Origin of the sequence: Lewinella sp. LCG006, assembly GCF_040784935.1 — a bacterium.
Taxonomy (GTDB): domain Bacteria; phylum Bacteroidota; class Bacteroidia; order Chitinophagales; family Saprospiraceae; genus Lewinella.
On sequence record NZ_CP160680.1, the window covers coordinates 1,020,330 to 1,034,982 of the forward strand.

General features: G+C 47.0%; 10 protein-coding genes and 1 tRNA gene. 4 read left to right on the plus strand and 7 right to left on the minus strand.

Annotated elements, in window-relative coordinates; translation table 11 throughout:
- Window positions 1–88: 88 nt before the first annotated feature.
- The 5 genes from AB0L18_RS03480 to AB0L18_RS03500 form a co-directional block, all read right to left on the minus strand.
- Window positions 89–787 (minus strand): metallophosphoesterase family protein, encoded by a 699-nt coding sequence (locus AB0L18_RS03480; protein ID WP_367391189.1) that lies wholly within the window; start codon window positions 785–787, stop codon window positions 89–91.
- 38 nt (window positions 788–825) lie between these two features.
- Window positions 826–1,320 (minus strand): mechanosensitive ion channel domain-containing protein, encoded by a 495-nt coding sequence (locus tag AB0L18_RS03485; protein ID WP_367391190.1) that lies wholly within the window; start codon window positions 1,318–1,320, stop codon window positions 826–828.
- Window positions 1,321–1,417: 97 nt separating this feature from the next.
- Window positions 1,418–1,490: transfer RNA gene (locus tag AB0L18_RS03490), tRNA-Met, on the minus strand.
- Window positions 1,491–1,684: 194 nt separating this feature from the next.
- The gene (locus AB0L18_RS03495; RefSeq protein ID WP_367391191.1) at window positions 1,685–4,300 is read right to left on the minus strand and encodes a M14 family zinc carboxypeptidase; all 2,616 of its coding nucleotides are present in this window, start codon (window positions 4,298–4,300) and stop codon (window positions 1,685–1,687) included.
- Between the two features lie 94 nt (window positions 4,301–4,394).
- Entirely contained in the window at window positions 4,395–4,718 is a 324-nt protein-coding gene (locus tag AB0L18_RS03500) for a 2Fe-2S iron-sulfur cluster-binding protein (RefSeq protein ID WP_367391192.1), read from the minus strand.
- Between the two features lie 56 nt (window positions 4,719–4,774).
- On the opposite strand from AB0L18_RS03500, the gene AB0L18_RS03505 reads away from it, so the two are divergent.
- From AB0L18_RS03505 to AB0L18_RS03515, 3 genes are all read left to right on the plus strand, one after another.
- A complete protein-coding gene (locus tag AB0L18_RS03505; RefSeq protein WP_367391193.1) occupies window positions 4,775–5,569 on the plus strand; it encodes a class I SAM-dependent methyltransferase in 795 nt (264 codons plus the stop codon).
- A gap of 93 nt (window positions 5,570–5,662) precedes the next feature.
- On the plus strand, window positions 5,663–7,129 hold the full coding sequence (locus tag AB0L18_RS03510) for a T9SS type A sorting domain-containing protein (protein ID WP_367391194.1): 1,467 nt from the start codon (window positions 5,663–5,665) through the stop codon (window positions 7,127–7,129).
- Between the two features lie 12 nt (window positions 7,130–7,141).
- Window positions 7,142–8,086 (plus strand): alpha/beta hydrolase, encoded by a 945-nt coding sequence (locus tag AB0L18_RS03515; protein ID WP_367391195.1) that lies wholly within the window; start codon window positions 7,142–7,144, stop codon window positions 8,084–8,086.
- Between the two features lie 21 nt (window positions 8,087–8,107).
- On the opposite strand, the gene AB0L18_RS03520 is transcribed toward AB0L18_RS03515, so the two are convergent.
- Window positions 8,108–9,448, minus strand: coding sequence for a cytochrome-c peroxidase (locus tag AB0L18_RS03520; protein WP_367391196.1), 1,341 nt, complete (start codon window positions 9,446–9,448; stop codon window positions 8,108–8,110).
- A 323-nt stretch (window positions 9,449–9,771) separates the two neighbouring features.
- Here AB0L18_RS03520 and metH point away from each other — a divergent pair, with 323 nt between their 5' ends.
- The gene (gene metH, locus AB0L18_RS03525) at window positions 9,772–13,446 is read left to right on the plus strand and encodes a methionine synthase (RefSeq protein ID WP_367391197.1); all 3,675 of its coding nucleotides are present in this window, start codon (window positions 9,772–9,774) and stop codon (window positions 13,444–13,446) included.
- A 1-nt stretch (window position 13,447) separates the two neighbouring features.
- On the opposite strand, the gene AB0L18_RS03530 is transcribed toward metH, so the two are convergent.
- Window positions 13,448–14,644, minus strand: a complete 1,197-nt coding sequence (locus AB0L18_RS03530; protein WP_367391198.1) for a retroviral-like aspartic protease family protein — start codon at window positions 14,642–14,644, stop codon at window positions 13,448–13,450.
- Between the last annotated feature and the right edge of the window lie 9 nt (window positions 14,645–14,653).

Consider the following 14,653-nt stretch of genomic DNA (forward strand, 5'->3'; position numbering starts at 1 on the left):
CACCCTGTATGGCTAGGCTCCTAAAAAAAGGCTTCGCGTGGTCGATAATGCATCGATTTTCCCACCAAACTGCCCCGGCAGAACTAGTCTAATACTTGTTATTCGTTTCGATATTTTCCTGAAAATACAGCTGCTTATTGGTCCAATCGAAAGCACATAGATGCCCAAAACCATTTTCTTTTCCCTGCGACATGAACGCACCCGCATCAATATTGAGAACGCGCTTTTCTCCTAGCATTGCTAATTGCGTTTCAATTTCCTGGATAGTTTGCGGCGTATGTCCGTGGATTACAACGCGCTCACCCAGCCAGTTGTAATCTATATTTTTATACCAGTCTCTGATCCAGATCAGATCTTCTTCCGAATGAAACGGACTTTCATACCTGAAATTTAACCCTGCATGTACCGCGATAAAATCATCTTCTTGATGAAAGAAAGGCAGTTCATTGAAAAATTCAAAATAGGGTTTCGGGAGTTGCTCTAAACGTTCGATTCCAAAGCTCCTTTTTAGCGCTTCGTCGGCCATGTCTTTCCAGCCTTTGACGGTCTCGGAGATATAATCATAAATGAGCATCTGCTCGTGATTTCCGCGCAAGGCAATCAATTTAACACCCGCTTTTCTCAAGGCCATGATCCGATCAACCACCCCCTTTGAATGAGGGCCTCGATCAATGTAGTCGCCTAACAAGAAAAGGTGATCTTCTTCCTTGAGTGCTAATTGATTCAGTAGTTCAGTAAAGGTGTCCAAACAGCCGTGAATGTCGCTGATGAATATTTTCCGGGGCATTGGTCAGATGTTGAGCATTACCAAAAAGTGAAAGCTAATTATTGCCTTATCTTTTTCACCATTTTTTGCATGAATACGTTGCTGGGCATAGAAACATATTCATTTTCACTAACCTTGATGATGATAAAAAAGATCCCGATGTCGCTGATTTTTCCCTCTACCTGATAATCCTTGTCCAGGATAACAATCTTATCTCCAATATTTACCTGATGGTTGAAGAAAATGATTAAAGTAGAAGTGATGTTCGATACGATCGACCATTGCGCTAAAAACGCAATCCCGACAACCGTAAACAAAGAGGCAATGTAAGCCACTAACTGGGCTGGAGCAATTCCCCATATCAACAACAATACCCCAATAAAAACCAGCGACAAAAGAAGAGAGACCACCTTTTTGATTACTTTGATCCTCGTCTTGTGGTAAGTGTACTTCATGCCAGCTTTGTCGATAATGCGCTGAAGTACCTTTGAAGAAATAAGAAGTACCACGATTAATACGAGCGATTCAATTATTTGGATTTTGTAGCCTTCCATGAGGAGATTGATTTATTTTTGGTTGTGCTGACCTGTCAAATGAACTCCCTAAAACACAAAAGCCTGATAATCTTTCGATTACCAGGCTTTTGACTTGTAGCGGAGGCAGGACTTGAACCTGCGACCTTCGGGTTATGAGCCCGACGAGCTACCAACTGCTCCACTCCGCGATGTTGAACCTACAAAGCGCAGTTTTTGTACGTTTACAAGCCTGCTGTTCCTCTGTGGGTTTGCAAATATAGGGGGATTTTAATTACCACACAAGCCATAAGCAAAAAAACCTTTTCCCAAGCCATTAGATAAGCTTCGGAAAAGGCTTTAATTAACTGTTGGACAATCAATTGTCCTTTAGAAAAATCTTTTTTTATTTAAGCACCACAATCTTGCGCGCGGGGATGAAGTGCTCCCCTATTTGAGTTTTCAACCAATAGATGCCGGAAGGTAGTTGGTCCAGTTCCAAATTCACTTCTCCGTAGCCAGCGGGGAGTACAAGCTCTCCCCTTTGTAGCAATCGCCCTTCGGCTTGGTAGAGCTGCCACTGGCCGCTGGCCGCGACAGGTTGGGGAAGTCGAAATTGCAATTGCGCGCGACCTGCGTTGGGGTTAGGAATTACACTCAAGGAGAAAGCCTCTGCTGCCAACGGTGTATACGTCCCTACCGCTTGGGTATTACGTTCTTGAAAAACAAGATCATCCACATAAAAACCATCGGGATTGACAAAGCCGTCACTGACCATCAAAAAACGCAGCCGAAGTTGATCTCCCGTTGTTACGAAAGAAGTCAGGTCAACAGACTCTTCCACCCATTCATTTTGCTGCCCTTCCCAAATAGGTTCGTCTGGTGCTTGCACTTCGGATCCGTTAACGGTATAACGACCACAAGCAGGTATCCAGGCGCCTTCGTTGACCTGAAACTGAAGCTGTGCCCAATCGTAGAAAGATTCAATGTTCCACTTCGACCAAAACTGCAGTCGATATTCCTCTGCTTCCCCTACCAAAATGGGGTCGTTAAGTACAATTTGAGCAAAACGATTATTGGGGTAATCCGAATAAGGAGAATCCGACAGGGAATTTGGTCCGGAAATAAAATCTTCCTCCGTCAAGCCCCAGCCTTCCTCTGCTGTCCATTGTTCCAAATCAAAGAACGTTTCCGCGTAAGCGTCTGTATCAATATACCCTCCGTAAACTTTACTTACCGTATCGGTCCGTACGAAAGAACCGTTATCAATGGAGAGTTCAAATTGCAACTCCATCCCTGGAGGAATACTGCCAATAATACTAAGCGCAAAACTGTCTAAAACAGCCTCATTTTCGGCCAAATTATAATTTACAGGCTCTTCTACGACCTGGATCAAATCATTTTGCAAACTGGTGAGGCTTACTGTTAATGTCCCCGTCTCACGCCCGAAACGCTGTACTTCAAAACGCAAAAATGGGTCATTATCTGTAATTTCTATCTGACCTGGATCGGCTTGCACAACGCCCGCGACGTGGGGCGTATTGGCCGCCATGAGGTTCATCCATAGGGATGCTCTACAGTTAGGAATAATTGCTTCCCGGATCGGCCAGAAGCCACCATCAAAACCATCACTACCTACCTCGGGCGTCATCGAAAAAATCTTGGGTTTTTCAACAGTTTCTCCGTACATCCAATCATCCGAATCACCATTCACTACATAACCAACGGTTGCTGTGCCCGTTCCCTTGACGTAGTCATTTTCCAAGGTCATTACCTTCCCAAGGGCATTAAAACTCAGTGCATCAGGAGTAGGAGAATCACTATAACCCCAAGGATAAATCAATAAATCGCCATAGGTGTGATAATTCAAGGCAACCACAAATTCATGCGCCTGGCAAAAAGCCCTAACAGCCTGGGTTTCTGGTTCCGAGAACGCTCCCGGACCTCGGTAAACGGATGAGTTAGGATTGGGAGATGATCCTTCATCATCGAAACCCCATTGGTGACCATAATTTCTGTTAAGGTCAACTCCGGTGGAGCCATCATCGTTATCGCGTAAGTTTTTCCGCCACATCCCTCCTCCGTCGGGTTCAATCGTTTCGTTGAAAATATATCCATCCGGATTGATACAGGGCATAAAGTAAAGCTCGGTATGATCAACGAGGTACCGTACTTCAGGATCAGTTTCGTAATTCTCTAGCAAGTACCACATGTAAAACACCATTTGCGTCAAGCTATTGGGTTCCCGGGCATGATGCAACGCCGTATACAATACTTCAGGCTCCGTGGTCTCGTCAGTATCAGGATTATCACTGATGCGCAACCAATAGATCGGCCTTCCCTGGTGAGAAACGATAGAAGGAGACACAATTCTCCGCGAAGTAATCAAATGAGGGTAAAGCAATCGCATCGAATCCAGGATGTCCAACATCTCCTGGTAGCGATAAAAACCGGCCATGTCCCCAAGTCGGAAATTACCAGGAATGGGATATTCCGTCACCGTGCCCGTAGATACTTCTGGACAACTGGGGCCACCACCACGGGCATTATCTTGATAGGCTTGTCTTCTGACGGGGTCGCTATAAAAATCCTGTACATCGCGAATAAGCACTTCGTAGATGAATCCAGCTTCCTCCAGGCGAGTCAATTCCGCAGTGGAGAAATCATTGGTAAAATGCCGCTGAGGAACAAACTCTCCATGATCTGTCTCCAGTCCCAAGGCACTTAATTCCTGAAGCGTATGCCCTTCCAGTCTTACCCGTACCCGATGGTAAGTATCCATGTTTTGGGCAAATAACATCGTTGCGCTCAATATACAGAGCAATAGAAGTAAACTACGGTGCGTCATCTTTTTGAAGTAGGCTGTTGAAAAATCTGGACACGAATCTACTACTAATTCGCCCGGATAGTGAATGCTATCTGGGATTTTGTCGTGTTCGCTGCGCTCACGGAGGTGCTCGTTTCTCACGCGGAGGTGCTCACTGCGTTCGCGGCAGTGTTCGTCCCGATCCTCGGGACTCACGGTGGTGCTCTCTGCGTTCGCGGGGGCTTGTTTCTCTCGCGAAGGTGTTCGCTGCCCTTATGGGGACAACAAAAAACCGCGAGCGCAGCGAGTACTAATCCTCTTCATCCTCCGGCGCCAGTTTCACGACCAGCCCATCCATTTCATCCACTAATTTGAGCTGACACCCCAAGCGAGAATTATCTTCGACAAAGAAAGCCTGATCCAGCATATCTTCTTCGTCTTCCGACATTTCGTGCAGTTCATGATCCGATAAAACGTAACAATGGCAGGTAGAGCAAAGCGCCATACCTCCGCACGTCCCTTTCACAGGTAGCTCATAAGCCTTACACAACTCCATCAAGTTCATGTTCATATCGGTGGGGGCTTCCAATACATGCTCCTGATCAGCGCGGTCAATTACGGTTATCTTGATCATTTTTATTATTTTGGGGTTGCAAAAATAAGTAAACCTATGCATAAAAGATACTTTTTATGTCGGACTACCTGACTATCAACCGCAACTTCTGGAACCACCGTGCCGAGCAACATTTTGATTCTGAATTTTATGACAACCCTAGTTTTCTAGCAGGGCGAAATTCACTCAACACAATTGAACTCGACATTTTAGGCGATGACCTTAGCGGTCAACAGGCCCTTCACTTGATGTGTCACTTTGGTCAAGATACGCTTTCGCTGGCTCGTATGGGAGCAACTGCAACGGGCGTCGATTTATCAGATGTCGCCATCGAAAAGGCTCAGCTGCTCCAACAACAATTGGGCTTACCAGCCACCTTTATCCGCAGCAATGTATTAGCTATTGATGAGCACCTCGATCAACCTTTTGACTTGATTTTTTCTTCGTACGGCACCATTGGATGGTTACCTGAGCTTGCCCGCTGGGGGCAATTGATCGCTAAATTTCTGAAGCCCGGAGGTCGCTTTGTCTTTGCCGATTTCCACCCGGTCGTATGGATGTTCGATGATGCTTTCACCTATTTCCAGTATCCTTACTTCAATCGTGCTGCTTACGTCGAAGAAAGCAAGGGTTCTTACGCCGCTCCAGAAGACGAAAAAGTACATGCTTCCGCTTATTGGAATCACAGCTTGACCGATGTTTTTCAAGCACTCCTAAATGCTGGCCTGACCATCACCCATTTTTCTGAATATGATTACTCTCCTTACGATTGTTTTGCAAAAACGGTGAAAACTGAACAAGGTTTTCAAATCCAAGGTTTTGAAGGTAAGCTGCCTATGGTATTCGCTTTGGAAGCTAAAAAGTTGGCTTAGTAGATTCCTACTACTCCCAACATAACAAGTCTAGCATACACTTCCGCAACAAGCAACACCCAATAGCGTATATACCACTAAAACCGTACCCCCATGCGTCTGTTAATCCTCTTTTTGGTGTGCTTGTTTTTTCATCATCCTGGCTATACACAATATGCCTATCAGCTCTTTAGGCCAGGAGTACAATACTTGTACGAACATGAACTCCCTACTTCTGACTACACCTCTCCCCTCCTTGGTATTCGCCTGGATGGAGCAGCCTGCCAGGTGATGTATGCATCCATACAGCCAGACATTCCTGGAGGAGATCCCACCTGTCTTACGAAAGTACCTGCTTTTATCGGTAGTGAAATCTGCCAGTCTAGCGCGCAAACATCACTCAACCTAGGCACCGACGAAGACCCACTTTGGTTACAGCTTTTCCCTGGTGCCTTACCCGGCACTTCCTGGTTAGCCAACGTGCAGGGCAATGACTCCATTTACGCAAAAGTAGAAGACCTGGAATGGAGCAATGTACTGGGTTTGATGGACTCTGTAAAAAGCATCGGGTTTTATACCAAAGACGATGCCGCGCAATTTATACCTCTTTACGAAGAGACACCAATAAAAATCAGCCGCAACTACGGCTTGGTTCAAGGCGTATTTCTACACTGGCTGGGCACTGCTGCCGGAAGTATCGACCTGATAGGAATGAGTAACCCGCAAGCAGGTCTCCAGCACCCTGATCGGCAAAGTATTTTTCAACTTCAACCAGGGGACGAATTACACTTACTTACCGTCAAGACCACCCTTACCGACAACAGTTTCTATCACGAGTATCGTGAGAAGAAAAACATTCTTCTAAGCACTGGTTGGCTCAGTGGCAATACTGTCCTTTTTTATGCTTTCCGTAGCGATCAAAAAATCTACCAGTCGGGGCCAGCCGCTCAACCAGACACCCTCTTCCTTTCTGGTACAGCTGACACCTTGTTTTTACCTTGGACCTCCCTCAACTACCTCAACGAACAGCCAGGCGCCCTCGTCGCCGATGCAATACTTAACGATACTTGGCGAATAGTGACCCTCGGGAATCACTATTTTTGTGAGCGACCCGCCAAACGCCTGGGCTCCCCCTTCTTTCTTGGCAATGAAAACTGTGCCATTCCTTGGTTAGATGCCTTGCCAGGCGATAATTTTTATGCCCTATTAGGTGGTCCTTACTACCAGAATACCTCCATCGGTGGATTCGATTTTCGCATTCTCAATTATGCTCATCTTGCCGGAGCAGCCCCCTGTGGTACCCCTTACGATTTTGTCGTTGCTACCTCTGGTGCAGCAGCAATATCCCCCCTTAGGATTTGGCCCAATCCGGTACAAGACCTACTTTACTTGCAAGGTTTTTCCGCTTCTCAGCAATACCGCGCAGAGATCTGGAACGCCCAGGGGCAACTGATTCAGCCTATTACAAAAAACTACCATTCCCACCAAATCTCCGTCCAACACTTGCCGGCTGGCACCTATTATCTACGTTGCTTTCCAACCGATCATCCTCCGCAAACCATCAAGTTCATCAAGTTGTAAAAACCTCCCCGCATGAAAAAAATTTTCTTGGTTCTACTTTTGCTCTTCCTCCTCGCTTATCTAGGCATGGCCTATTATTTTTCCGGCCTCGTTATCTACCCGCCGCGCCGCACCCATGAGCAAGGACGAGCCCTCATGCAGCAGCGTGCCGGAGTTGATATTGATACTTTTTGGCAAAAGCTCCCCCTCGGGGAAGAAGTCAATATTGAGGTGGAGAAAGAATTACAACTTGCTGGAACCTATTTTGCTCACGACACCTCGCGCTGTGCAGTCATTATCTCGCACGGCTATGGTGGCACTCGGCTCAACATGGCAAAATATGCCTACTTCCTCTACGATTGTGGGTGTGATATCCTCCTTTATGATCATCGTGCACACGGTGCAAGTGGAGGCATTTATGCTACTGGAGGCGTGAAGGAAGCCGATGATTTATTGAAAATTACCGATTGGTTGAAGCAGAAGAGTGGGCTCTCGGCTACTCAAATTGCCTGGATGGGAGAATCTTGGGGTGGAGCTACCGTGCTTCAAGCCGGAGCTGACCAAAAGGACGTAGCCTTTATCATTGCAGAATCTAGTTTCCAGGATTGGGAATCTGCCGTCTTTGAACGCGCAGAACGCATGTACGGCAAATGGATCAATGGTGTAAAACCTGCCGTGTGGCACTTTGTCAGTTGGCGCAGTGGCGTGGATGCTTCCAAAGCCAGCCCGCTTTTAAGTGCCAAAAACATTAAAGAACCAGTGCTCCTTCTCCACTCTCAGGCAGATGCCGAAACAGCTTCCTCTCAATCGGTCAACATAGCTTCAGCCCTAACAGCGGAGCATCGATTATATAACCTCGACTGGAAAGCCAGTCACGCAAATAATGTCTTTGTCAGACCCGCCGAGTACCAGGAATTAATTTTCGATTTTATTCACGAGGTTGCTCCAGCATGGCATACTTATATGACGTGTAGATAACACTACTTTTAAAACTCACTCCTAATTACACCCTAAATCATGCTGTGACAACTCGTCATTATTAGGAAAGCAATTTCCCGAAAGTACAGCCTCAGGTGCATACCTATTCAGGTTAGGATCGTACAAACCATGCGTAATGAACTCCGTCAGGTCTTCTACTTCTTTCTCCGTAAGGTTGAGCGGGTGGAAGAAAGGAGAGATATAAGAAGGATCTACCCGAGGGTTTTCGGGCACTCCGTTATTGAAATACTCTACCACGGAACGCAGAGAAGTGTGGCTACTTCCGTGGAAGTAAAAACCTGCTTTTTTAAGGTTATAAAGCTGAGGTACTTTGAACGCGTACATATCTTCATCTCTGAGTGTAAACCCTCCACGACCGAGGTTGCGTTCATCATCCTCTCCAGTAGCAAGACCACCAACATCACAAAGGTCATTTACACCAATGGCTTGAAAAACATTACCATTCAGTACAGGACCATTGTGGCAACGGTAACAACCAGCATCACTAAAAAATAACAATGCTCCTCGTTTCATCTGCTCATTCATCGCGTCCTCATTCCCTCGTAGCCACTCCTGATAAGGTGCCTCATAAGGCATAATGGTACGGATATAAGCAGAAAGGGCAAAACTCATGGCCTCTCTGCCATAGCGAGCATTTACCGGCCAATCGTAAAAGGCGGCATCAAACATTTCACGGTAGCCCAGTTCGTCGAGAATATAATCATCAACACGCATCCGGTGGACATGGGTACCTTCGATATTCTGTGCTTCCAAACCATCGAGGCCAGTATGGTTCACTTCCGTAGCAGGGTCATTCACGCCCCAGAGTGCTTCTGTTCCTACGTTGTTAAAACGGGCACCAAAACGGCCAGCCCACATAGAATTTTGTACGTAAGCAACGCCTACCATACTCAATGGGCGGGCTCCTTGGGCATCAATTTCGTCTTCGTTATAATCGTCGCGCATCTCCCGTCCTTCGCCATTGATTCCAAAACCTTCCGCACCATCGGCAATGCCTTGGCTATTCCCAGGTGTAAATCCAGCTTCTGGGACATGACAAGTCGCACAAGAATAAGTCTGCATTCCTGATTCATTGACGGCATCAATCCCTAACGCCGTCTCAAAAAAGAGCATCTTACCCAACTCCACTTTCTCAGGGGTGAGGGCATTTCCGATACCTGCAGGTATGTTATCTAAATCTTCGTGATGAGGAACTTTATAATAATCCAGGCTTTGATCCGGGGAAAGCCTGCGCATGGTACGCTGTAGCGTAACATCCAATGGATCGGCCGTTTTCTCACTAGTACATGCAACTAGGAAAAAGACAAAAAGGCCTAATAAGGGTAAGCTTCTTTTTAACATGGGATCATTCGTTCATAAAAACAAATCAAAATGTGGGAGCGCCCAGCTAAAGGGTATAATAGTGGACGCTCCATAACCTCTCAAAGCTCAAGTAGGGTCGTTGCTCTAAAAATTTCTTTCCACCTACTTTTAAAGTAAGTTTATATACGACTTGGACCTGATCTGGTTACAAACAAAGGTAATTTTTTTTAATGTTTTAGGAAGGTGACTTTTATCAACCCATTCTACCTTACCTTTGTTCACCAGACTTAGAGGAGTCATTGACACCTGCATTTAGACCCGAAATTCGCCATAAAGTTACTAATTCTTACTGTTTTCCTGCTATGAAAGAGATCGCTGATTTACTAAAAGAACGAATTTTGGTCCTTGACGGAGCTATGGGGACCATGATCCAACGCTATAAATTGGACGAAAAAGGTTATCGAGGCGAACGTTTCGCAGATTGGGGGCAAGACATGAAAGGAAATAATGACATCCTTTGCCTGACCCAGCCGGCCATTGTCGAAGAGATACACCGGGCTTATTTGGAGGCAGGAGCAGATATTTTGGAGACCAACACCTTCAATTCCACGAGTATCTCCCAAGCAGATTATGGTACGGAGGCTTATGTTTATGAACTCAATAAGGCTGCTGCCCAATTGGCAAAAAATGCGACTAAGGATTATACCGCCAAAGACCCAACAAAACCACGCTTTGTAGCGGGTGCTATCGGGCCTCTAAACAAGACGCTATCTCTTTCACCCGATGTCAACGACCCTGGCTACCGGGCTGTCACTTTTGATGAAGTTGTTGACTCCTACAGTGAGCAAATCAATGGCTTGTTGGATGGTGGAGCAGATATCCTCCTGGTAGAAACCATTTTCGACACGCTCAACGCCAAAGCGGCACTCTTCGCTTTGGAGACCATCTTTGCAGAGCGCGACCAGCGTTGGCCAATCATCATTTCTGGTACGATAACCGATGCAAGTGGTCGTACCCTTTCCGGACAAACGGTAGAAGCTTTCTGGATTTCAGTCATGCACGCCCAGCCCCTTTGTGTAGGCTTAAACTGTGCGCTTGGCGCGGAAGAAATGCGCCCCCACTTGCAAGCGCTTTCTAAAGTAGCTTCTTGTTATGTCCACGCCTACCCCAACGCTGGTCTACCCAATGAGTTTGGCGAATACGACCAGGATCCTAAAGTCATGCAGGCTTATATCCGCGATTTCGCCGCCAGTGGCTTCGTTAATATCATTGGCGGTTGTTGTGGCACTACCCCCGAGCATATCGCTGCTATGGCAGTGGGTGTAGCTGATGTTCCCACCCGTAAACCTGCAACCCCGTCTGAGTACACTATGCTGAGTGGCTTGGAACCCCTCATCATCCGCCCCGACACCAATTTTGTCAATGTGGGGGAAAGAACCAACGTTACAGGTTCCCGAAAATTTGCCCGCCTGATCAAAGAAGGCGATCTCACCGCAGCCTTGGATGTAGCCCGCCAACAAGTAGAAGGAGGTGCTCAAATCATTGATGTCAATATGGATGAAGGCCTATTGGACAGTAAAGCTGCAATGGTGAAATTCTTGCACCTGGTCATGGCTGAACCCGATATCGCCAAACTGCCCATTATGATCGATTCTTCGAAATGGGAAGTTATTGAAGCAGGGCTCAAAACGGTTCAGGGAAAGTGCATCGTCAATTCGATCAGCATGAAAGAGGGCGAAGCGGAATTTATCCGGCAAGCCAGTCTGGTAAGACGCTATGGTGCAGCGGCGGTTGTCATGGCTTTTGATGAAGAAGGACAAGCCGACACCATCGAGCGCAAAGTGAGCATTTGTGAGCGGGCCTACCGCATCCTGGTTGACCAGGTAGGTTTCTTACCCCAAGACATCATTTTCGATCCCAATATTTTTGCCGTCGCTACCGGGATCGAAGAACACAACGAATACGCCATCAACTTTATCGAAGCTACCCGCCAAATCAAGGAGCGTTGCCCTGGGGCTAAAATCAGTGGAGGGGTCAGCAATGTTTCCTTCTCGTATCGGGGAAATAACGTGGTGCGCGAAGCCATGCACGCGGCTTTCCTCTACCACGCCATCCGCGCCGGTATGGACATGGGCATCGTTAACGCCGGAATGATTGAAGTATATGAGGAAATTCCGGCAGAACTGCTTACCAGGGTCGAAGATGTCCTCTTCAACCGCCGGGAAGATGCTACGGAAAGATTAACTGATTTCGCGGAAAGTGTAAAAGGAGACGGTGGCCGGCAGGTCGTTCGTGATCTCACTTGGCGCGAAGGCACTGTTCAAGAACGCCTTAGCCATGCCCTTGTCAGAGGGATTACCGAATACATTATTGAAGACACAGAAGAGGCCAGACAGGCATACGACCGCCCCCTACACGTCATTGAAGGCCCCTTGATGGACGGCATGAACATCGTAGGTGATCTTTTTGGTGCAGGAAAAATGTTCCTCCCTCAGGTCGTAAAAAGTGCCCGAGTGATGAAGAAGTCGGTGGCTTATCTCACCCCCTTTATCGAAGCCGAAAAAATGGAAGGTGAGAAAAGTGCCAAAGGAAAAATCTTGTTGGCTACTGTCAAGGGTGATGTGCACGATATTGGTAAAAACATTGTTGGCGTTGTCTTGGCGTGTAACAATTACGACATCGTTGACCTTGGGGTCATGGTCCCGGCCAATATCATCTTGAAAGCCGCTCGCGAGCACAACGTTGACATCATCGGCCTGAGCGGCTTGATCACACCTAGCCTGGACGAGATGGTTTTCCTAGCGCAGGAAATGGAGCGTTTGGAATTCAAAATGCCCCTCTTGATTGGAGGCGCAACCACCTCCAAGACCCATACTGCCGTAAAAATTGAGCCCGAGTACAGTGGTCCCGTTATACATGTACTCGATGCTTCCCGCGCTGTAGCCGTAGCCAGCTCTCTTTTGGGAGAAGACGAAGATCTGCGCAGCAATTTTGTACTGGATACCCAAGCCTCCTACCAACAGATTAGAGACCAGCGGGCAGGGCGAACCAGTCATAAAAAGTATTTAACCATCGCCGAGGCACGCGCCAACAAGCTCCAATTGGATTGGGAAACTTTCACCCCTGCTGTCCCTCAAGAAACAGGCGTTCAAGTATTTGCCAATATTGATCTGGAAGAACTCAGCAATTATATCGACTGGACGCCTTTCTTCTCTTCCTGGCAATTGGCTGGTAAATTCCCCGCTATTCTCGAAGATGAGATTGTTGGTGCCGAGGCCCAACGCCTCTACAATGACGCTCGCTCCATGCTGCGGCAGATTATCGATGGCAAGTGGCTACAAGCCAAAGCCGTAGTTGGTCTTTTCCCCGCCAATGTGATCAATGATGATGATATTGAAGTGTACGATCCAAACAATAAGGGCGAAGTCCTCACTACTTTACACCACCTCCGCCAACAGGCCCAAAAAGCCCAAGGGCGGCCCAACCTTTGTTTGACCGATTATTTGGCACCTAAGTCGAGTGGCCAAACAGATTATCTTGGTGCCTTTGCAGTGACTGCGGGCATTGGTATTGAGGCGCACGTTGCTCGTTTTGAAGCCGATCAGGATGACTACAATGCCATTCTTCTCAAAGCACTGGCGGATCGCTTAGCCGAAGCACTGGCAGAAATGATGCACGCCCGTGTTCGTCGCGAACTTTGGGGCTACGCCCCGGATGAGCAACTTGACAACGACGCACTTGTTGCTGAAAAATACCAGGGCATCCGCCCCGCACCCGGCTATCCAGCTTGCCCTGAACATACCGAAAAAGGACTGCTCTGGGAATTGCTCTCCGTCGAAGAACATATTGGCATTCGCCTTACAGAAAGCTACGCCATGTACCCGGCGGCCAGTGTCAGCGGCTGGTATTTTGCGCATCCAGAAGCACGCTATTTTCCTGTAAAAGGGGTACAAGCCGACCAGGTAGAAGATTACGCCAACCGAAAGGGCATGAGCCTGCAAATGGCTGAACGTTGGCTGGCACCGGTGAGGGAGTAATTCAAAACAAGGGAGCTTTGGTAAGTTCAATGCTTACCGGGCCTCCCGCCCTTTTCAATTCCAGGGTGATTTTTTCCTTTGCAGGAAGGTCAAAATTGGTAACGAAGTCGCAATAATCAGTGAAGTTGTAGACAGTGCCATCAATACTGACAATCTCATCTCCGGGTAAAACACCCGCAGTATAAGCTGCGCTAGGTTTGTACACATACCCGACGGTGATCCGCCTCGCTTCGTAGTTAAAGCCAAAACCAAAAGAACTAAGTTTATTGATTAACTGAGGGGCTTCTCTTGGAAAAAAGGTGATCTCCTTACCAGACAAATCAAACAAGACATTGTGGCTTCTAAAAATTTCACTGCCCAGTAAAGAGGAAGTACTGCCCATATCCAAGCTGGAAATGGGTGCTTGTAAGTTCAATCCGGAAACGTTGACCGAATCCAGCTGCAAAACGATGAGGTTACGCTGTTCTTTGCTATGACCTGCATTAAAAAACTGACCCATTTTTTCGACACTGGGGTACTTTTGGTAGTGTGTACTATCTGTAATGGCCGCTAGCTTCAGATAGCCATTGAAGCCCGTATCAAAAGTGAGGGTACTCGAATATTCCGCAAATGAAAAATCTAACAGTGGCTTGTTGATATTGGTGGTACTACACGCAACCTCAATACCCTTTTCGTAAGCGGGCAAGCGACTTGCTTGATCGGTCAAAATGATTTTCTGCTCATCCGTAGCAAACAGCCACAAACATTCTTTCATGATATTCGGGCCTAGCGTGCCATCAACCCCCAAACAAGAAAACCACTCCGATTCTGTAAAACCAATTTTTGCAAAACCTACCTCCTCAAAACGGACTCCTCCAATACTTAAAGCCTCCAATTGGTAAGTAAAAATCCGATTGGTTTGCTCATTACCATCTTTTACATCAATGTGGCTGATCTGCCGGACGCCTTTCAAGGCCTTAATCAAGGCTTCTGAAAGCACCGTATAACCTCCAGTATCAAAGAAAAAGCGGTAAGGTTTACCTTCAATTTCTACCGTTAGAATGGGGAGGTCTTCTTTGAGTTCATAATCAATCGTCGAATAAAAATTAGTCGTCGCAAGCGTAGCCTGGGTAACCAGACGATTGGACTTTATCCGGTGAAGGGTCGAGCAACTTGCAAGGAGTGAAACGATGACGAATAGGGGTATTAGTTTTTTCATAATTATGGG